Origin of the sequence: Tenacibaculum sp. ZH5_bin.1 (genome assembly GCF_042865525.1) — a bacterium.
Lineage (GTDB): Bacteria > Bacteroidota > Bacteroidia > Flavobacteriales > Flavobacteriaceae > Polaribacter > Polaribacter mesophilus.
Window position 1 is genome coordinate 378,514 of record NZ_JBEGIO010000002.1, and the last position, 21,612, is coordinate 400,125.

Below are 21,612 nucleotides of genomic sequence, written 5' to 3' on the forward strand. Positions count from 1 at the left end.
TAAATAATGAAAAAAATCATATTACTATCCTTTATGTTTACAATTCTTTTAAGTTGTAGTAAAGATGATAAACTAGCTGAACCAGTAGATGAAGTTAAACTAAACAATAAAGTAAATAATTTTGTATGGAAAGCCATGAACTCATGGTACAATTGGCAAGAAGATATTCCTAATTTAGCAGATAGTAAAGATGATAATATAAATGAGTATTATACTTACTTAAACTCATACGGTACTCCAAACGATTTATTTAAAAGCTTACTGTATAAATATCAAGAAGTAGATAAGTTCTCTTGGTTTATTGAAGACTATATTGAACAAGAAAAGGCTTTTCAAGGTACTAGTACTAGTTTTGGCTTTAGACCTACGTCCATAAAAATTAATGATACCAATATTATCTTATTAGTAACTAAAGTATCTGAGAATTCACCAGCTTCAGAAAAAGGATTAAAAAGAGGTGATATTATAATTGGTATAGATGGTCAAAAATTTACTACAACCAACTTCGATGCACTTATAAAAAATTACTATAATGAAACTGCCGAATTTATTTTAGGTGAAAATGATGGAGTTACTGAAAAATCAAAAATAACTTTAACTAAAAGAGAAGTTAATGATAATGCTATACAGCTAGCTAAAATTTTTAATAATATAAATGGTAAAAAAGTAGGTTACTTAGTTTACAATGGGTTTAGGTCATCTTACGATAAAGAACTTAATAATGCCTTTGCTAATTTTAAAGCAGAAGGAATACAAGAGTTAATATTAGACTTTAGATACAATGGAGGTGGCTCTGTATTAACTTGTGGATACTTAGCCAGTATGATTTACGGTGAAGGAGCTGCAGAGCAAGATGTTTTTGCTAAAACTATTTATAACAAAAAACATACTGACAGAAGCTTTTTATTACCTTTTTTAAATGGTATTTTTCAGTATGACTCTGATGGAAATTACTTAGAAGGTCAAGATATTCCTTTAAATAGACTCACAGGGCTTTCTAAAATTTATGTTATAACTTCAAGTAATACAGCTTCTGCTAGTGAAATGATAATAAATGGCTTAAGACCTTATATTGATGTGGTTACTGTTGGTAAAACTACCTATGGTAAAAATGTTGGATCTATTACGTTATATGATTCTCCAACTACAGATTACACCGATAAAAGCAAAGCTAATACTACTCACAAAATGGCTATGCAACCTATTACTTTCCAAATATTTAACAAGTTAAATCAAAGTGATTATGTTAACGGTTTTGCTGCAGATATAGATATTAATGAATTTGCCAGTTGGGATAATTTTTTACCATTTGGAAATGAAAACGAAATTTTATTAAAATCTGTTTTAGATAACATAAAAGGTATAGCTTCAAAAGCTCAAAAACCTTCCAATATACAGGTGATAGATAATTTACAAAAAAATCGTTTTGAACAAGAAATGTATTATGAAAGTGATTTTTTAAAAAATATTAATCATCTTAATCTTTAAACGAAAAAAGCAGCAAAATTTTGCTGCTTTTTTTATGCTTTTATTTCATCCAAAAGAATTAAATTTACACCTTTCAAAAACATACACAAACACAACTAACAATGATTCATTTCTTTGGAAACGTAAACAGCAAGGTTTTTGCTGTTCAAACAACAGAAGAATTAACATCTGAAACAATTTCGAAGTTAACTTGGTTATTTGGCAACCAACCGAAAATAAACGCGGCGTCTCTTGACGCCTTTTTTGTTGGCCCTAGAGCAGCTATGATTACTCCTTGGAGTACCAACGCTGTTGAAATTACTCAAAATATGGGAATTTCTGGAATTATCAGAATTGAAGAATTTGATGCAGTAGCTAATGATTTTTCTGACTTCGACCCAATGATTTCTCAAAAATTTGATGGATTAAACCAAGAAACTTTTACCATTGATATTCAACCTGAACCAATTTTAGAAATTGATGATATTGCTACTTATAACGAGCAAGAAGGATTGGCGTTGAGCGATGAAGAAATTGGGTATTTAGAAGAAGTAGCTACCAAAATTGGAAGAAAATTAACCGATTCTGAAGTATTTGGATTTTCTCAAGTAAATTCAGAACACTGCCGTCATAAAATTTTCAACGGTACTTTTGTTATTGATGGTGAAGAAATGCCAACTTCTTTATTCAAGTTAATTAAAGAAACCTCTAAGCAAAACCCTAACGATATTGTATCTGCTTATAAAGACAATGTTGCTTTTGTTAAAGGTCCAAAAGTAGAGCAATTTGCTCCTAAAAGCGCAGATAAACCAGACTTTTACGAAACAAAAGAATTTGAATCTGTTATTTCATTAAAAGCTGAAACACACAACTTCCCTACTACTGTTGAGCCTTTCAATGGTGCTGCAACAGGTTCAGGAGGTGAAATTCGTGATAGATTAGCTGGAGGAAAAGGATCGTTGCCATTAGCAGGAACAGCTGTTTATATGACTTCTTACTCTCGTTTAGAAGAAAATCGTCCTTGGGAAAAAGGAATGGACGAACGTAAGTGGTTATACCAAACTCCTATGGATATTTTAATCAAAGCTTCTAACGGAGCTTCTGATTTCGGTAATAAATTTGGTCAGCCATTAATCTGTGGTTCTGTTCTTACTTTTGAACATGAAGAAGATGCTCGCAAACTTGGTTTCGATAAAGTAATTATGCAAGCAGGTGGTATCGGATATGGTAAAAAAGAACAAGCATTAAAAGATACTCCACAAGAAGGGGATAAAATAGTAATTTTAGGTGGTGAAAATTACCGTATTGGTATGGGAGGAGCTGCGGTTTCTTCTGCTGATACTGGAGAGTTTTCAACAGGAATTGAGTTAAACGCAATTCAGCGTTCAAATCCTGAAATGCAAAAACGTGCTGCCAATGCGGTTCGTGGTATGGTAGAAAGTGATGAAAACTTTATCGTTTCTATTCACGATCACGGAGCTGGTGGACACTTAAACTGTTTATCAGAATTAGTAGAAGATACTGGTGGAAAAATCGACTTAGATAAACTACCTGTTGGGGATCCTACCCTATCTGATAAAGAGATTATCGGTAACGAATCTCAAGAACGTATGGGATTAGTAATTGCTGAGAAGCATATCGACACCCTTAATAAGATTGCTGAACGTGAGCGTTCACCAATGTACACTGTTGGTGATGTTACTGGTGACCACCGTTTTACTTTTGAATCTAAAACCAATGGAAACAAACCAATGGATTTAGCTTTAGAAGATATGTTTGGTAGTTCTCCTAAAACGATTATGACTGATAATACAGTTGATCGTAATTATGCTGATGTTGACTATTCTAAAGAAAACTTCACTAACTACTTAGAACAAGTTTTACAATTAGAAGCTGTTGCCTGTAAAGATTGGTTGACGAATAAGGTTGACCGTTGTGTTGGAGGAAAAGTAGCGAAGCAACAATGTGTTGGTTCTTTACAAATTCCATTGAACAATGTCGGTGTAATGGCGCTAGATTATAAAGGTAAAGAAGGTATTGCTACTACGATTGGGCACTCTCCTATTTCTGGATTGATTGATCCTGTAGCTGGAAGTAAAAACTCAATTGCTGAAGCATTAACGAATATTGTTTGGGCACCTTTAAAAGATGGTTTACAATCGGTTTCATTATCAGCAAACTGGATGTGGCCTTGTAAAAATGAAGGTGAAGATGCTCGCTTATACAAAGCTGTGAAGGCTATTTCGGATTTTTCAATCGATTTAGGAATCAATGTTCCAACAGGAAAAGATTCTTTATCAATGAAACAAAAATATCCTAATGAAGAAGTAATTTCTCCAGGAACTGTTGTTATTTCAGCTGCGGCTAACTGTAATGATATTACTAAAGTAGTAGAACCTGTTTTACAACCAAACAAAGGAGATATCTATTACATCAATTTATCGCAAGATGATTTTAAATTAGGAGGAAGTTCATTTGCGCAGATACTAAACAAATTAGGAAACTCTGCTCCTACGATTACTAATAATGAGTTCTTTAAATCAACATTTAATGTTTTACAGAATTTAATTAAGGAAGGAAAAATTGTTGCAGGTCACGATGTTGCATCTGGGGGATTGATTACTACTTTATTAGAATTGTGTTTTGCAGATGTAAACATAGGTGCGAACTTAGATTTATCAACTTTAAATGAAGCTGACAGTATCAAGTTGTTATTTGCTGAAAACTCAGGAATTGTTTTCCAAGCAACTGACGCTTCTATAGAACAAACTTTAGCTGATAATAACATCGAGTTCTTTAAAATTGGTTCGGTAATTGAATCTGATCGATTAAATATTAAAAATGGTTCTGATATTTTTGCTTTATCAATTGCTGAATTAAGAGATACTTGGTATAAGACTTCTTATTTATTAGATCAAAAACAAACGGCTAATGGTTTAGCTAAAAATCGTTTTGATAATTATAAAAATCAACCTTTACAATATACATTCCCAACGCATTTTACAGGAAAGCTTGCTGATACTGTGGGTACTATAACTAACAGACCTAAAGCAGCTATCATTCGTGAAAAGGGTTCAAACTCTGAACGTGAAATGGCAAACGCTATGTATTTAGCTGGTTTTGATGTGAAGGATGTTCACATGACTGATTTAATTTCTGGTCGTGAAACTTTAGAAGATATTCAATTTATTGGAGCTGTTGGAGGTTTTTCTAATTCAGACGTTTTAGGTTCAGCAAAAGGATGGGCAGGAGCATTTTTATATAATGAAAAAGCAAACACTGCTTTGAAAAACTTCTTTAAAAGAGAAGATACACTTTCTGTTGGTATTTGTAACGGATGCCAGTTATTTATGGAATTAGAATTAATCAATCCAGAACATAACGAACATGGTAAGATGTTACACAACGATTCTAAAAAGCACGAAAGTTCATTTACATCTGTAAAAGTTCAGGAAAATAATTCAGTAATGTTATCTAGTTTAGCAGGAACTGAATTAGGAGTTTGGATTTCTCACGGAGAAGGAAAGTTCAATTTACCTGAAACTGAAGATAATTATAATATTGTTGCTAAGTATGCATATGAAGGATATCCTAACAATCCAAACGGTTCAGATTATAACACAGCAATGCTATGTGATAAGACTGGTCGTCATTTAGTAACTATGCCACATATTGAACGTTCTACTTTCCAATGGAACTGGGCTAACTATCCACAAGACAGACAAGATGAAGTTTCACCTTGGTTAGAAGCTTTTGTTAATGCAAGAAAATGGATAGAGAATAAAAAATAAGTAGAATACTACATTCTCAACTACAAAAAGCACTCTGTAAACAGGGTGCTTTATTTTTTACAAAAGTAAACAACAAAATATGTAATTTACATTTGTTAACTATTTAATTATGGTAACATTTGTAATATTCTTCTTATTTAACTTCAATTCTACATATATAATATATTTATATAAGTACTTTGAAAGGATGTGATTAATCCCATAAGTAATTTAAAGTAGCTATAGAAGTATTATAAAGTTTACAGTCTGATTCATATTTATTTAGTCATAAACTACCGCAGAATCTTTATTATTAACCTTAAAGTTGCTTATTTGATGTTTAGGTCTGTTAAATAAGGATAAATGTTTATTTAAGCACATTATATTTATTAAAAAGAGAGGTTTTTACATTTATAAACTCAATAAAACAAATAATTAGTTTAATTACAAATGTAAATAAAGACATTTAGTAAAAGAATAAATTCTCTCTATACTAAAAACTTAAACACTTACTTATCAGTGAGTTATGTTTTGTATATTAAAGTATTTAATCACCTTTTTTTGAGTTATTTCGAAGAAATGTTAAACTTTTATTGTTTACAGTTATGAAATATTATATATTTACAATCGTAAACAACCTCTAGTGTTTACATTAATAAACAAATGATTGAAAGATTAAAACAGATATTAGACTATTACAATTTATCAGCGTCAAGCTTTGCTGATAAAATTGATGTTCCAAGATCTAGCATTTCTCACCTATTATCAGGAAGAAATAAACCGAGCTTAGATTTTATTATAAAAGTTGAAACGGCTTTTGATGAAGTTGATCTAAATTGGTTAGTGTATGGTAAAGGCAGTTTTCCTCCAAATGTAAAAAATCAAGAGAAAGAGATAAATATAGAGAAAAATGAAGCTCCTTCTCTGTTTACTGAAAATGTAGTATTTGACCAAGAACCCGAAAAAAAATCAAATGCGCAATTCTCAGAGAGTACTATGAAACCAAAAGAGTCAGCCGCTTTTAGAGAAATTAAAAATATTTTAGTTCTATACGATGATGGAACCTTTGAAGATTACAAAAAAAAATAGTATGAATGATTCCCTAACAATCCCCTAAGAATTTAATGAATTGTAAAATTCAAATAACCCCTTAGTATTTGTATCCCACAACAAATCGTTTGAATTTTATGAGTCATTAAAAAATAAACTCCCCCTAAAACTTATATCCCCTTTAAGTTGAGTTTATAGAAATTGTCTCCCAAGGCAAATCCCTCGTGCTTTCCCGCTTACAAGCAAATCAACCCATTAAAATAGAAAAAGCCTGTATTATTTTTATAATACAGGCTTTTTTACTTTTTATATTTAAGTCAAATCTTATGTTAACATTCCTCCGTCAACTGATAATGTTTGACCAGTAATATATGAACTCATATCTGATGCTAAAAACACACAGGCATTTGCAATATCTTCTGGAGTTCCTCCTCTTTTTAAAGGAATTTCGTTTCTCCAACCTTCAACTACTTTTTCATCTAATTTTGCAGTCATTTCAGTTTCAATAAAACCTGGAGCAACAACATTACTACGAATATTACGAGAACCTAACTCTAAAGCTACTGATTTTGAGAATCCTAAAATTCCTGCTTTTGAAGCTGCATAATTTGCTTGACCTGCATTTCCTTTTAATCCAACTACAGAACTCATATTAATAATTGAGCCTGCACGTTGCTTCATCATCGGACGAATCACTGCTTTGGTTAAATTGAAAACTGATTTTAAATTTACTTCGATTACTTTATCAAAATCTTCTTCAGAAATACGCATTAATAAATTATCTTTTGTAATACCTGCGTTGTTTACTAATACATCAATAGTTCCGAATTCTGCTAAAACATTTTTTGCCAACTCTTGAGCTGCATCAAACTCTGCCGCATTAGATTGATATCCTTTAGCGTTTACCCCTAATTCTTTTAATTCATTTTCTAAAGCAGTTGCTGCTTCCACAGAAGAATTATAAGTAAATGCAACATTACATCCTTGGTTTGCAAACTCTAATGCAATTCCTCTACCAATTCCTCTAGTAGCTCCTGTAATAATTGCTGTTTTATTTTCTAAAAGTTTCATTTATTAGTTGTTTTAATAGGGTCAAATATAAAAATAAATTCCCGTTATAAACGGGAATCTATTCTAATATGTATATGTTTATTAAGCTAAAACCTTAGCTACCATTTCTCCAATTTTAGCAGGAGACTCTACAACGTGTACTCCATTTTCAGCTAAAATCTTCATTTTAGCTTGTGCTGTATCATCTGCACCACCAACAATAGCACCTGCATGTCCCATTGTTCTACCAGCTGGAGCAGTTTGACCTGCGATGAAACCAACAACTGGTTTACGATTTCCATCAGCCTTAATCCATCTAGCAGCTTCCGCTTCTAAATTACCTCCAATCTCACCAATCATTACGATTGCTTCAGTTTCATCATCATTCATTAATAACTCAACAGCTTCTTTAGTAGTAGTTCCAATAATTGGATCTCCACCAATACCAATAGCTGTAGTAATTCCGTAACCTTGTTTTACAACTTGATCAGCAGCTTCATACGTTAAAGTTCCTGATTTAGAAACAATACCTACTTTACCTTTTTTGAAGATAAATCCTGGCATAATTCCTACTTTAGCTTCTTCTGGAGTAATTACTCCTGGACAGTTAGGTCCTACTAAAGTACAATCTAACTTATCAATGTAAGCTTTTACTTTTACCATGTCAGCAGTAGGAATTCCTTCAGTAATACAAATAATTACTTTAATTCCTGCTTCAGCAGCTTCCATAATAGCATCAGCAGCAAATGCTGGTGGTACAAAAATAATAGAGGTATCAGCTCCTGCTTTTTGTACAGCCTCATCAACTGTATTAAAAACTGGCTTTCCTAAATGCTCTTGACCTCCTTTACCTGGTGTTACACCTCCAACTACGTTTGTTCCGTAATCGATCATTTGGCCAGCGTGGAAAGTTCCTTCGCTACCTGTAAAACCTTGAACTATAATTTTTGAATCTTTATTTACTAAAACACTCATTGGTTTGCTTTTTATTATTTTTTTAAGACAGACAAAAATAACTTTTTAATTGTGTTTTCACAATTAATTTTACGTTACTTTTTTTGTTTATTAGTTTCGTTTTTTAAATAAATTACTTCACGCATTTTTTGACGGTATTCTTTTTGAGGTGTACCAAAATAGACTCCCTTTTTTAAAGATTTCATCACACCTGTTTGTGCCATTAAAACGGTTCCTTTTTCTATAGTTAAGCCACTAACAATTCCTACTTGTCCCCAAATAGTTACTTCATCTTCAATAACAGTACATCCTGCAATACCTGTTTGAGCTGCTATTAAACACTTTTTACCTATTACTGTATCATGACCTATATGAACTTGATTATCTATTTTTGATCCAGCACCTATTAAAGTATCTCCGGTTACACCTCTATCAATTGTACAAGAAGCTCCTAAATCTACATTATCTTCAAGTACTACTCTACCTCCAGAAATTAGTTTATCAAAACCTTCTGGTCTGTTTTTATAATAGAATGCATCTGCTCCTAAAACTGTATTGGCATGGATTGTTACATTATCTCCTATTATACAGTTATTGTTAATTGACACATTTGCATGTATTAAACAATTTTTTCCAATTTTTACGTTTTCTCCTATGAAAACGTTTGGTTGTATAACAGTTTTTTCTCCTATAATAGCAGATTCAGCAATACTACTTTTTGAAGCTATAAAAGGGTTGAAATATTTTGTTATTTTATTAAAATCTCTAAAAGGATCTTCAGAGATTAATAATGATTTACCTTCAGGGCAATCTACTTTTTTATTTATTAGTATTGTTGTAGCAGCTGAATTTAATGCTTTATCGTAGTATTTTGGATGATCTACAAAGACTATATCTCCTTTTTCTACTACATGAATTTCATTAATTCCTGTTATAGGAAAACTATTTTTTCCTACAAACTTTACATTTAGTAAAGTAGCAATCTGCTCTAAGGTTTGAGGCTGTTTAAATTTCATCTTTAAAAAGAAATTCCCGCCAAAGCGGGAATAATAATAGTATATTTATTCTTTGATACGCTCTGTGTAAGCTCCTTTTTCTGTATCTATTTTTATTTTATCTCCTTCATTTATAAATAAAGGAACATTAATTCTTGCTCCTGTTTCAACAGTTGCTGGTTTAGTTGCATTTGTTGCAGTATTACCTTTTACACCTGGTTCAGTATGAGTTACCTCTAAAATAACATGAGAAGGCATTTCTACTGATAACGGCATTCCATCTTCAGTATTAATCAAAACAGTAACAACTTCTCCTTCTTTCATTAAATCTGGAGCATCTAATACTGATTTTTGAAGTGTAATTTGGTTATAATCTTCCGTATTCATGAAGTGATATAGATCTCCTTCAGGGTATAAATACTGAAACTTATGTGTTTCTACACGAACGTCATCAATTTTATGTCCTGCAGAAAAGGTATTATCAATTACTTTTCCGGAGGTAACGCTTTTAAGTTTCGTACGAACAAAAGCAGGTCCTTTTCCTGGCTTTACATGTAAAAACTCAATAATTTTGAATATGTCGTGATTATACTTTATACATAAACCTTTTTTAATATCTGATGTTGATGCCATTTATTTTGATCTTTATAGTATTGCTCTTTAAGTGCAATTTTAATAATTAATTTGCTTTAAAATATCCTTTCATGATTCCACGATGCGAATCTTTGATAAACTGAATAATCTCATCTCTTTCTGAAGTTGCTTCCATTTCAGCCTCTATAATATCTATAGCCTGAGTATTATTATAATTTTTTTGAAACAATATACGGTAAACGTCTTGAATTTCTCTTATTTTTTCAGTGCTAAATCCTCTTCTTCTTAATCCTACAGAATTGATCCCCACGTATGATAAAGGTTCTCTTGCTGCTTTTACATAAGGAGGAACATCTTTACGTACCAAGGATCCACCTGTTACAAAGGCATGATTACCTACAGAAGCAAATTGATGTACTGCCACCATACCTGCTAACACTACATTATCACCAACAGTTACATGTCCTGCTAATGTTGAATTATTTGAAAAGATACAATTATCTCCCACTTTACAATCGTGCGCAATATGACAGTAAGCCATTATTAAACAGTTATCACCAATAACTGTTCTCATTCTATCAAGTGTTCCTCTATTAATGGTTACACACTCTCTTATGGTTACATTATCTCCTATTTCTACAGTCGTATCCTCATCATTATACTTTAAATCTTGAGGGATTGCTGAAATTACAGCTCCTGGAAAAATTCGACAATTTTTACCGATGCGTGCACCTTCCATGATAGTTACATTAGAACCTATCCATGTTCCTGATCCAATTTCTACATTTGCATGAATAGTTGTAAAAGGTTCAATAACTACATTCCTAGCTATTTTTGCTTGAGGGTGAACGTACGCAAGTGGTTGATTCATATTATTTTACTTTTGAAATTTGTGCCATAAGCTCTGCTTCACATACTAATTTTCCATTAGCGTATGCATAAGCTTGCATATGAGCAATACCTCTTCTTATTGGAGTTATTAATTCACTTTTAAATATTAATGTATCTCCTGGTAATACTTTTTGCTTGAATTTAACATTATCCATTTTCATGAAGTATGTTAAATAGTTTTCTGGGTCAGGAACTGTATTTAATACTAAAACTCCTCCACATTGTGCCATAGCCTCCACTTGAAGAACTCCTGGCATAACTGGTGCTCCAGGGAAATGTCCAACAAAAAAATTTTCATTCATTGTTACATTTTTCATACCTACCACATGCTTGTCTGATAATTCAATAATTCTATCAATCAATAAAAATGGTGGTCTGTGAGGTAAAATATCCATTATTTTATGGATATCCATTAATGGTGGTTGGTTTAAATCATAAGAAGGAACATTGTTTCTTTTTTCCTTTTTAATGATTTTAGCTAATTTCTTAGCAAAAGCAGTGTTTACGGAATGTCCTGGTTTGTTAGCAATTACTTTACCTTTAATTCGAGTACCTGTTAAAGCTAAATCACCAATAACGTCTAACAATTTATGACGTGCAGCTTCATTAGCCCAATGTAATGTTAAGTTGTCTAAAACTCCGTTAGGCTTTACTGTTATGTTGTCTTTATTAAAGGCTTTTTTTAACTTTTCCATTGTACTGTCAGACAACTCTTTGTCAACATAGACAATAGCGTTATTCAAATCTCCACCTTTAATTAAATCATTTTCTAACAACATTTCAATTTCGTGTAAGAAACTAAATGTTCTTGCCGCTGAAATTTCTTCTTTAAAGTCTGAAATTGTATTTAATGTGGCATTTTGAGTACCTAAAATCTTAGTTCCAAAATCTACCATAGTAGTTACTTGGTATTCATCTGAAGGCATTAAAATAATTTCACTTCCTGTTACTTCATCTTTATATGAAATAACTTCTTTTACCACATACTCTTCAATTTCTGCTTCTTGCTCAACAATTCCAGCTTCTTCTAGAGCTTCTATAAAAAATTTAGACGATCCGTCCATTATTGGAGGTTCAGAAGCATTAATTTCAATAAGCAAATTATCGATGTCTAAACCAACAGCAGCAGCTAAAACGTGTTCAGATGTTTGTATTTGAACGCCATTTTTTTCAAGGTTTGTTCCTCTTTGCGTATTTGTTACATAATCAGCTTTTGCTTCTATCACGGGTTCCCCTTCTAAATCTACTCGCTTAAAAGCAAATCCATGATTTTCTGGAGCTGGTTTAAAAACCATTGTAACTTCATTACCAGTGTGCAATCCAACACCTGATAACGTAACTTCGTTTTGTATTGTTTTTTGTTTCTTACTCATTTTTTATTTTTTGAGCATTCAACTCTTTTTCTATTTTATGTATTGTAGTTGCTAATTTTGGTAAGTTTTTAAAGTGTACATATGACTTACTGTAGTCTGAATATCCAAATGCTGGAGAACCTTGTACTACTTCTTCATCTTTTAAACTTTTTCCTATCCCTGATTGGGCTTGGATCTTCACATTGTTTCCAATAGTGATATGACCAACAATACCTACTTGACCTCCAATCATACAGTTTTCTCCTATTTTAGTTGATCCTGCAATCCCTGTTTGAGAAGCTATCACGGTATTTTTACCAATCTCTACATTATGAGCTATCTGAATTTGGTTATCTAATTTTACTCCTTTTCTAATTATTGTAGATCCAAGAGTAGCTCTATCAATAGTTGAATTGGACCCCACGTCTACATTATCTTCTATAATAACGTTTCCTATTTGTGGAATTGCTTTATATTCTCCATTTTCATCTGGTACAAATCCAAAACCATCTGCTCCAATAACTGTTCCTGAATGTATCTTACAATTATCACCTACAACGGTTTCAGAGTAAATTTTTACTCCTGCAAAAACAACTGTATTATCGCCAATAGTAACATTATCGCCTATATAAGAATTAGGATAAATTTTAACATTATTACCTAAAACCACATTTTCTCCAACATAAGCATAAGCTCCAATGTACTCGTTATCTCCAATAGTAGCTGATTCAGCAATAAAATGAGGATTTTCTCTTCCTTGCTTATTATTCTTTACCTCATTGTAAAACTCCAAAAGTTTTGAAAATGCTTTATACGCATCTTCTACTTTAATCAAAGTAGTTTCTATTTCCTTTTCAGGAATAAAACTTTTATTTACAATAGCTACCGATGCTTTGGTTGTATATATGTATGAGTTATATTTTGGGTTTGATAAAAAGGTTAAAGAACCTTGCTTGCCTTCTTCTATCTTAGAAAGTGTGGATACTTCAGCTCCTGGATTTCCATCAATCTCTCCTTCTAAAATATCGGCTATTTGTTTTGCTGTAAATTTCATTATCTGCAAAAGTAATTATTTTTGTTCAAATACTTCTTGATTAGAGTTTGTTTCTATGTATTCACCTACTTTATTTTCTTAGGATAGCACAGGTAATATTTTACTACAGGTTTTGTTAATGCTTTAAGATTTAGCTGATCAGAAGCCTTTGCTATGTCTTTTAACTTCCCTTTTTTTGTATAAATTTTAATTGGTTTCTTTGTATTATATGCTTGATGTTTTATTTCATTTGAAAAAACAAAATATTCGAGCTCTTGTTCACTTAAGTCTACAAATTTTCTGAGCTTTCTACGCCTCTTTTCAATATACTCCTCAGTAAATGGTTTTTCCTGAATTTCAATCTTTAACAAACTTCTGTCTATAATTTTTGTTGCTAATGTAGATAATATAAAGTCTTCATGATTCTTCCATTCTTTTATTGCTGATAAAACATCATAATCGTCTAACTCTGAAAATATTTCTAATGTTGCATTTGAGAAATTTTCTTTATTTATCGGATTATACAAGAAGTACTTGAGTGCTCTACTAGAAGGTAACTCTACTCCTTTTGTTGCTAACTCCTTTGCTCTCTTTAATATGCTTACCAAAAGGTTTTCAGCTACTAAACCTGTTTTATGTAAATAAACTTGCCAATACATTAGGCGTCGCGCAATAACAAATTTTTCTACCGAATAAATTCCTTTTTGTTCAATAACCAATTCATTATCCACCACATTCATCATTGCTATTAAACGATCTGATGAAATGTTTCCTTCTGCTACTCCGGTAAAAAAACTATCTCTTTTTAAATAATCCAATCGGTCAATATCTAATTGACTTGATATTAATTGGTATAAAAACTTACGTGGGTGTTTCCCTTCAAATACTTGAATAGCTAAACTTAACTTCCCATCAAACTCATCATTCAAGACTTTCATAAATTTTAATGAAATTTCTTCGTGAGTTATTCCATTCACAATGCTATGCTCTAAGGCATGTGAGTATGCTCCATGACCTATATCATGTAACAAAATAGCTATATATAAAGCATTTGCTTCTTCTTCTGAAATTTCAACGTTCTTCATTCGCAATACATGTACCGCTTTTTGCATTAAATGCATACAGCCTATTGCGTGATGAAAACGTGTGTGGTTAGCTCCAGGATAAACCAAGTTTGACAAGCCCATTTGTGTAACTCTACGTAGCCTTTGAAAATATTTGTGCTCGATAATATCAAATATTAGAGAATTTGGTATGGAGATAAATCCATAAATAGGATCGTTAATTATCTTTAGTTTGTTGGTTTTTGATTTCTTCAAAATGTATAAATCCTTGAATTTTAAACAAAAAAATCATAATTTATCTACAAAACCAAATTAACCAGCGTTTAATTAACGTATTTTTAGCTTTTAAAAACACAACAAAACAGCTTTTAGGCGTTATTTAGGTAGTAAATAAATTGAAAATTATGATGAGAAACATACATATTCTTTGGGTAGATGATGAAATAGATTTATTAAAACCACATATACTTTTTTTAGAAAAAAAAGATTACAAAGTTACAACCTGCACCAATGGTACAGACGCTATTGACTTGGTTAGTGAAAATAATTTTGATATTGTTTTTTTAGATGAAAACATGCCAGGTATTACTGGATTAGAAGCACTTTCAGAAATCAAACAGAAGAATACAAACCTTCCTATTGTTATGATTACTAAAAGTGAAGAAGAGTATCTTATGGAAGAAGCTATTGGTTCAAAAATTGCTGATTACTTAATCAAGCCAGTAAACCCAAATCAAATACTATTGAGTTTAAAAAAGAATTTAGACCACTCTCGCTTAGTTTCAGAAAAAACAACATCTAGTTACCAACAAGAGTTTAGAAAAATTTCGATGGATTTAGCTATGGTTAATTCTTATGAGGAATGGGCTGAACTTTATAAAAAATTAGTTCATTGGGAACTTGAGCTAGAAAACATCAACGACACGGGGATGTTAGAGATTTTAGAATCTCAGAAATCTGAAGCTAACTCACAATTTTTTAAGTTCATTAAAAAGCATTACCAACATTGGTTAACAGGAGATGATAAACCCACATTTTCGCACACTTTATTTAAAGATTATATAGTTCCTAATTTATCCAAAAGCCAGGGAGTTTTATGGGTAGTGATTGATAACCTCCGTTATGACCAATACAGAGTTTTAGAACCTTTTATTAATAATTATTTCAAGAAAGAAGAAGAATACTCTTATTATAGTATATTACCTACTGCCACACAGTATGCTCGTAATGCGATATTTTCTGGGCTCATGCCTTCTGAAATGGAAAAAAGACATCCAGACTATTGGAAAAACGATATTGATGAAGGGGGTAAAAATTTATTTGAGGCTAATTTTTTAGATGAACAAATAAAACGTTTGGGTCTAAATATTACACATGAATATTACAAAATAGTTTCTTTAAAAAGTGGGAAGGACTTAGCTGACAGCTACAATGGAACACGACAAAATGATCTTACTACTGTAGTTTATAACTTTGTTGATATGCTTTCGCATGCCAAAACTGAAATGGAAGTTATTAAAGAACTTGCTGGTGATGATAAAGCGTATCGTTCTTTAACAGTGAGCTGGTTTAAAAACTCGCCTCTTTATGAGATTATTCAAAAAGCACAAAAATTAGGACAAAAGTTAATAATTACAACCGATCATGGTACTATAAATTGTAAACATCCTACCAAAGTTATTGGTGATAAAAACATCAGTTCTAACTTACGATATAAAACTGGTAGAAGTTTGAGCTATGAAGATAAAGATGTATATGCGGTTAAAAACCCAAAAGATATTTTCTTACCCTCAATAGCTATTAATAGCCCTTTTATATTTACAAAAGAAGATTTGTTTTTTGCTTATCCAAACAATTATAATCACTTTGTAAAGTATTATAAAAATACTTATCAACATGGAGGAGTTTCACTCGAAGAAATGATTATTCCTTGTGCTGTTTATAATCCAAAATAGTGAAAAAGTAAATTTTATTAACAAACATTACTTCATTATTTTTGCTACTTATGAACAGAAATTATTCACTTAGCGAGTTGACAGCTGTAGCTAAAGAAATCATTGCTACTTCCCAACATAAAATATTACTTTTTTATGGAGAAATGGGAGTTGGTAAAACGACATTAATTAAAGAAATATGTAAAGTTTTGGGTGTAGAAGACATTGCCCATTCTCCTACTTTTTCTTTGGTCAACGAGTATAAAACAAACTCAAACGAAACAGTATATCATTTTGATTTTTACCGTATTGAATACGAAGAAGAAGCTTATGATATGGGGGTTGAAGACTATTTATACAGCAATAACTGGTGTTTAGTTGAATGGCCTGAAAATGTTAAAAATTTACTACCTTTAGATACTGTTTCAATATCAATTAGCTTGCTAGAAAACGGGCAACGAAACATTCAATTAAAAACTAACTAAATTTAGATGGGTTCTATTTCACCTTTTACCAAAGAGCAGTTAATGCCACAAACCGAAATGCTTGAAATTAAAAAGCAGAAAGGAGATTTATTTATAGGGTTACCAAAAGAAACTCATTTTGAAGAAAAAAGAATTAGTTTATCTCCTGATGCTGTTGCTGCATTAGTAGCTCACGGACATAGAATTGTAATTGAAACTGGTGCTGGTGAAGGAGCTAATTATAGTGACCAAGAATATTCTGATGCTGGTGCAAAAATATCCTACGATATCAAAGAAGCTTTTGCTTGTAATATTGTACTAAAAGTAGAACCACCGTCTTTAGAAGAAATTCAGATGTTAAACCCTCAAACGGTTTTAATTTCTGCTCTACAATTAAAAACACAAAACAAAAAATACTTTGAAGCTCTTGCTAAAAAAAGAGTAACAGCAATTGCTTTTGACTATATTAAAGATGAACACGGTGTATTTCCTATAGTAAAATCACTAAGTGAAATTGCCGGAATTGCCTCTATGCACATTGCAGCTGAGCTTATGACTGCTTCTAATGGAGGAAATGGTTTATTACTAGGAAATATAGGAGGAGTTCCTCCAACTGATGTAGTTATTTTAGGTGCAGGAACTGTTGGAGAATTTGCAGCCAAAACAGCAATTGGACTGGGTGCAAGAGTTAAAGTTTTTGACAACTCAATAACAAAACTTCGCAATTTACAATCATGTGTACAAGCACCTATTTATACGTCAACAATTCAGCCTAAAACCCTACAAAAAGCTTTAATGCGCTGTGATGTAGCTATAGGAGCTATTAGAGGAAAAGACCGCTCTCCTGTGGTTGTTACTGAAGAAATGATTGAACAAATGAAAGATGGTGCTGTTATTGTTGATGTTAGCATTGATAGAGGTGGCTGTTTTGAAACTTCTCAAGTTACCACACATAGTAAACCTACTTTTTCTAACCATGGGGTAATACATTATTGTGTGCCTAATATTCCTTCTAGATATTCTAGAACAGCTTCTGTATCTATTAGTAATATTTTCACTCCTTACCTCCTAGAAATAGCTGAAGAAGGAGGTTTTGAAAATGCGGCTCGCTTTGATAAAAGTTTACGTAATGGCATGTATTTTTACCATGGAATCTTAACTAATAAAACTGTAGCTGACTGGTTTGACCTTCCTTATAGAGATATTAATTTATTGATTTTATAGTTCAATTTTACTTACTTTTGCACTTCAATTTTTAAATTATGCAGTGGTTAAAACGTGTTGGTTATTATTTAATAGGGATTGCCTTAGGTAGTTTAGTCGTTCTTTTTATTTGGAAAGGTAAAGATGTTTCTTTCGATTATGGAATGGATGCTCGTACTTTAAAGACTATTAGAATAAAAAAGCGTTTGTTTTCTGATAACGCTCAGCAAATATTAGCTACTTCAAAGATTGATACTACTACCATTTTTACTATTTTAAATAATGGAGATGTAGATTTTGGAAAAAGTAAACCTCGTTTAAAACCTTGTGCAGAGTACTTTATAACTGGAAAAGATAGCTTAAGTCACATTGACTTATATGTTATACGTTGTGATTCAACTGCTACAATTGATAAGATTACAATTAACTAACAATTTCTATACTTATCATACAGTCCTATACCTTTTAGTATCATCGGAATTATTTTTTCAAGCCGTTTTTCTTTGGTCGCTACTCTTTTTGCTTCAGAAATATAATTGGTAAACTCTCTTTGCTTACTCAAAGTAAACTCGTTAAAAGTTTCCTTTAACCTATCGTTTTTATCCAATTCTAACTGTAATTCTTTAGGGATAATTATGGGTTTAGTATTCTTTTTAGCTTTTAATTCTCTTCCTTCTTCAGAGTTTTTAATAGCTTCTAATACATATTTTTTAATAAGTATGGTATCAATCTCACCCAATTCATTAAATCGCCATTGACGCATTGCTTGTGTTTTTCCTTCTTGAACATTTACCAATACTTTTTCTTTATCAACTAAAAAACTCCCCTGAAAAAACCATAATCCACAATAGTTTTTAAAAGCAGATAATCCTACTATATTTTTTCCTTTATGCACATAAACAGGTGCTCCCCATTTAATAGTTTCTTCAACAGGAAGATCCATAAAAACAGAACGCAAGAGATTTAACTCTTGCGTCCAATTATTTTTATCTAATATATATTGTGTTACTTTAGGGTTCATTACGCTATTTGTTCTTCTAAAGACACCATCCAATTTACACCATACTTATCTTTTAACATTCCAAACTTACCTCCCCAAAAAGCTTCTTCAAAAGGCATCATAACAAAAGCCCCATCAGAAGAAAGTCCATTAAAAACAGCAACTGCTTCATCTTCGTCTTCAGTATTTATACTTACTGCAAAGTTATTTCCTTTTGTAAACGCTTCTTTTTCATTTAAAAAATCAGACCCCATAATAGAGAAACCTCCTGCTTCTACAGTACAATGCATTGTTAATTCCATTGCTTCTTCAGGAATGTTTTTACAAACTTCTTCTGGAGCATCTTTAAATTGCATCAACATTGTCATTTCACCACCTAAAACATCCGCATAAAAAGTCATTGCTTCTTTGCAGTTTCCGTTAAAATGTAAGTAAGTACTTGCTTGCATATTGTTAAGTTTTTTAGTTAGCTATTTCACTGGTAAATTTAATACGCATTAATCGTAATTCATCATCATCATAATCTCCATCAAACTCATCCAAGGCTTCTTGAATTTTATCTGTCTCAGCTTCCATAAAATAATCATGAATTTCTTCCTGCTGATCCTCATCAAGTAAGTCATCTACTGCATAATCAATATTAAGTTTAGTTCCCGAAAACACAATAGCTTCCATCTCCTTTATTAATTCAGACATTTCTAAACCTTTAGACTTAGCAATATCTTCTAAAGGCAATTTTCTATCTGTATTTTGAATGATGTATAACTTTAATCCAGAATTAACTCCAGTACTTTTAACTATTAAATCATCAGGACGCATAATATCGTTGTCTTCCACATATTTTGAAATAAGCGCAACGAAATCTTTACCATATTTTTTAGCTTTCCCCTCACCAACACCATGAACCTTTGCAAGTTCATCTAATGTTACAGGGTATTTTAATGCCATATCATCTAAAGATGGGTCTTGAAAAACCGCAAAAGGAGGAACTCCTAAACGTTTTCCTACTTTCTTTCTTAAATCTTTTAGCATTACTACCAATTTATCATCTACTCCTCCTGCTGATTTTTCATTGGTTATAATAGTCCCATCATCTGCTGTTTTATAAACGTGATTTTCTGTCATCATAAATGATGATGGATTTTTTATAAACTCTTTACCTTCTTTTGTTAATTTTAGAACTCCATACTGTTCTATTTCTTTCTTGATTAAATCTGCAACTAGAACTTGACGAATTAAAGCCATCCAGTAATGATTATCTTTAGCTTTACCAATACCAAAAAAAGATTGATCGTTTGTTTTATGAGATTTTAACAATGCATTTTCTTTACCAATAATTGTGTTTACAATTTCTTTTGGTTTATACATTTCACTAGTATCTCTAATAACAGATAATAAAGTTACTACTTCATCTTTAGCTTCGTGCTTCTTCTTAGGATTTCGCATATTATCATCCATATCAGCGCCTTCTCCATTTACTTCATCAAATTCTTCTCCAAAATAATGCAGTAAATACTTACGTCTGTTCATTGATGTTTCAGCGTACCCTACAACTTCTTGTAATAGAGCATGTCCAACTTCTTGTTCGGCAACAGGCTTGTTCGCCATAAACTTCTCAAGCTTTTCGATATCCTTGTACGAATAAAAAGTTAAACAATAACCTTCTCCTCCATCACGTCCTGCTCTACCAGTTTCTTGATAATAACTCTCTAAACTTTTAGGAATGTCGTGGTGTATTACAAAACGAACATCTGGTTTGTCAATTCCCATACCAAAAGCAATCGTAGCTACTACAACATCACAATCTTCCATTAAGAACATGTCTTGATGCTTTACACGTGTTTTTGCGTCTAAACCTGCATGGTAAGGAACAGCATTAATTCCGTTAACTTGTAAAATTTGCGCTATTTCTTCCACTTTTTTACGACTCAAACAGTAAATAATACCTGATTTTCCTAGTCGTTGTTTTATAAAGCGAATAATGTCTTTTTCTACATCTTTAGTCTTAGGTCTAACTTCGTAGAATAAATTTGATCTGTTGAAAGATGCTTTAAACACATTTGCATCTGACATTCCAAGAGTTTTAAGAATGTCTTCTTGTACTTTCTCTGTTGCAGTTGCAGTTAAACCAATAATTGGTACATTATCAATCTGTTTAATAATATTTCTCAGATTTCTATACTCAGGTCTAAAGTCATGTCCCCATTCAGATATACAGTGCGCTTCATCAATAGCTACAAATGATATTTTTTGTCTTCTTAAAAACTCAGCGTACTCTTCTTTAATTAAAGATTCAGGAGCTACGTACAATAACTTGGTAATTCCCGATTCAATATCTGATTTTACTTGTGCAATCTCCGATTTGTTCAACGAAGAATTTAACACATGGGCTATTCCATGATTTTCAGAAATACCCCTAATGGCATCTACTTGGTTTTTCATTAAAGCAATTAATGGCGATACCACAATTGCTGTACCTTCCTTCATTAAGGCAGGTAATTGATAACATAGCGACTTACCACCCCCAGTTGGCATAATAACAAATGTGTTTTTATTCTCTAACACACTGTTAACTACATCTTCTTGTAGCCCTTTAAACTGGTTAAATCCGAAGATTTTTTTTAATGATCCATATAAATCCGTCTGCTCTTTATTCATCTTCTAATATCAAAAATTAAAAACGAGAACTAATTTACAAAAATTCCCAACAATACATAACGTAAACTTTCTTTTTATTAAAAAAGATTTTCTTCTCAAATTATTCCTATTTTTACACTTTAAAATATATTTA

At 31.8% G+C, this 21,612-nt stretch carries 18 protein-coding genes; 7 read left to right on the plus strand and 11 right to left on the minus strand.

From position 1 onward, the window contains the following. The first annotated feature begins 6 nt into the window (after window positions 1–6). From ABHQ57_RS09755 to ABHQ57_RS09765, 3 genes are all read left to right on the plus strand, one after another. Window positions 7–1,488, plus strand: coding sequence for a S41 family peptidase (locus tag ABHQ57_RS09755; RefSeq protein WP_167713803.1), 1,482 nt, complete (start codon window positions 7–9; stop codon window positions 1,486–1,488). 101 nt (window positions 1,489–1,589) lie between these two features. Then, window positions 1,590–5,258, plus strand: a complete 3,669-nt coding sequence (purL, locus tag ABHQ57_RS09760) for a phosphoribosylformylglycinamidine synthase (RefSeq protein ID WP_167713802.1) — start codon at window positions 1,590–1,592, stop codon at window positions 5,256–5,258. Between the two features lie 642 nt (window positions 5,259–5,900). Next, entirely contained in the window at window positions 5,901–6,326 is a 426-nt protein-coding gene (locus ABHQ57_RS09765; protein ID WP_047788763.1) for a helix-turn-helix transcriptional regulator, read from the plus strand. A 285-nt stretch (window positions 6,327–6,611) separates the two neighbouring features. Here the strand turns inward: ABHQ57_RS09765 and fabG are convergent, their stop codons facing one another. From fabG to ABHQ57_RS09805, 8 genes are all read right to left on the minus strand, one after another. Next, window positions 6,612–7,358 (minus strand): 3-oxoacyl-[acyl-carrier-protein] reductase, encoded by a 747-nt coding sequence (fabG, locus tag ABHQ57_RS09770; protein WP_167713801.1) that lies wholly within the window; start codon window positions 7,356–7,358, stop codon window positions 6,612–6,614. An 81-nt stretch (window positions 7,359–7,439) separates the two neighbouring features. Continuing rightward, on the minus strand, window positions 7,440–8,312 hold the full coding sequence (gene sucD, locus ABHQ57_RS09775; protein ID WP_047788761.1) for a succinate--CoA ligase subunit alpha: 873 nt from the start codon (window positions 8,310–8,312) through the stop codon (window positions 7,440–7,442). 74 nt (window positions 8,313–8,386) lie between these two features. Continuing rightward, window positions 8,387–9,307 carry a UDP-3-O-(3-hydroxymyristoyl)glucosamine N-acyltransferase gene (locus tag ABHQ57_RS09780; protein WP_073183978.1) on the minus strand — a complete coding sequence of 307 codons (921 nt, stop codon included), beginning with the start codon at window positions 9,305–9,307 and terminating at the stop codon, window positions 8,387–8,389. Window positions 9,308–9,352: 45 nt separating this feature from the next. After that, window positions 9,353–9,919 carry an elongation factor P gene (efp, locus tag ABHQ57_RS09785; protein ID WP_047788759.1) on the minus strand — a complete coding sequence of 189 codons (567 nt, stop codon included), beginning with the start codon at window positions 9,917–9,919 and terminating at the stop codon, window positions 9,353–9,355. Between the two features lie 46 nt (window positions 9,920–9,965). Continuing rightward, window positions 9,966–10,751 (minus strand): acyl-ACP--UDP-N-acetylglucosamine O-acyltransferase, encoded by a 786-nt coding sequence (lpxA, locus tag ABHQ57_RS09790; RefSeq protein ID WP_047788758.1) that lies wholly within the window; start codon window positions 10,749–10,751, stop codon window positions 9,966–9,968. 1 nt (window position 10,752) lies between these two features. Further along, window positions 10,753–12,144, minus strand: coding sequence for a bifunctional UDP-3-O-[3-hydroxymyristoyl] N-acetylglucosamine deacetylase/3-hydroxyacyl-ACP dehydratase (locus ABHQ57_RS09795; RefSeq protein ID WP_167713800.1), 1,392 nt, complete (start codon window positions 12,142–12,144; stop codon window positions 10,753–10,755). Further along, a complete protein-coding gene (lpxD, locus tag ABHQ57_RS09800) occupies window positions 12,137–13,177 on the minus strand; it encodes a UDP-3-O-(3-hydroxymyristoyl)glucosamine N-acyltransferase (RefSeq protein ID WP_047788756.1) in 1,041 nt (346 codons plus the stop codon). Before lpxD ends, ABHQ57_RS09795 begins: the two co-directional genes overlap by 8 nt. 65 nt (window positions 13,178–13,242) lie before the next feature. Then, a complete protein-coding gene (locus ABHQ57_RS09805) occupies window positions 13,243–14,475 on the minus strand; it encodes an HD domain-containing protein (protein WP_167713799.1) in 1,233 nt (410 codons plus the stop codon). A 152-nt stretch (window positions 14,476–14,627) separates the two neighbouring features. On the opposite strand from ABHQ57_RS09805, the gene ABHQ57_RS09810 reads away from it, so the two are divergent. Genes ABHQ57_RS09810 through ABHQ57_RS09825 form a run of 4 tightly spaced genes read left to right on the plus strand, consistent with a single transcriptional unit; the run spans window position 14,628 to window position 18,252 of the window. Next, window positions 14,628–16,175, plus strand: coding sequence for a bifunctional response regulator/alkaline phosphatase family protein (locus tag ABHQ57_RS09810; RefSeq protein WP_167714284.1), 1,548 nt, complete (start codon window positions 14,628–14,630; stop codon window positions 16,173–16,175). A gap of 50 nt (window positions 16,176–16,225) precedes the next feature. Next, complete coding sequence (gene tsaE, locus ABHQ57_RS09815; protein ID WP_047788754.1) at window positions 16,226–16,639, plus strand: tRNA (adenosine(37)-N6)-threonylcarbamoyltransferase complex ATPase subunit type 1 TsaE; 414 nt, start codon at window positions 16,226–16,228, stop codon at window positions 16,637–16,639. Window positions 16,640–16,645: 6 nt separating this feature from the next. Then, complete coding sequence (locus ABHQ57_RS09820) at window positions 16,646–17,842, plus strand: alanine dehydrogenase (protein WP_047788753.1); 1,197 nt, start codon at window positions 16,646–16,648, stop codon at window positions 17,840–17,842. 38 nt (window positions 17,843–17,880) lie between these two features. Beyond that, on the plus strand, window positions 17,881–18,252 hold the full coding sequence (locus ABHQ57_RS09825) for a DUF4258 domain-containing protein (RefSeq protein WP_167713798.1): 372 nt from the start codon (window positions 17,881–17,883) through the stop codon (window positions 18,250–18,252). Here the strand turns inward: ABHQ57_RS09825 and ABHQ57_RS09830 are convergent. Genes ABHQ57_RS09830 through ABHQ57_RS09840 form a run of 3 tightly spaced genes read right to left on the minus strand, consistent with a single transcriptional unit; the run spans window position 18,249 to window position 21,479 of the window. Continuing rightward, entirely contained in the window at window positions 18,249–18,842 is a 594-nt protein-coding gene (locus ABHQ57_RS09830; protein WP_167713797.1) for a YdeI family protein, read from the minus strand. The genes ABHQ57_RS09825 and ABHQ57_RS09830 overlap by 4 nt on opposite strands. Continuing rightward, window positions 18,842–19,270, minus strand: coding sequence for a VOC family protein (locus tag ABHQ57_RS09835; protein ID WP_073183967.1), 429 nt, complete (start codon window positions 19,268–19,270; stop codon window positions 18,842–18,844). Before ABHQ57_RS09835 ends, ABHQ57_RS09830 begins: the two co-directional genes overlap by 1 nt. A 13-nt stretch (window positions 19,271–19,283) precedes the next feature. Next, complete coding sequence (locus ABHQ57_RS09840; protein WP_159491039.1) at window positions 19,284–21,479, minus strand: ATP-dependent DNA helicase RecQ; 2,196 nt, start codon at window positions 21,477–21,479, stop codon at window positions 19,284–19,286. Window positions 21,480–21,612 lie beyond the last annotated feature (133 nt).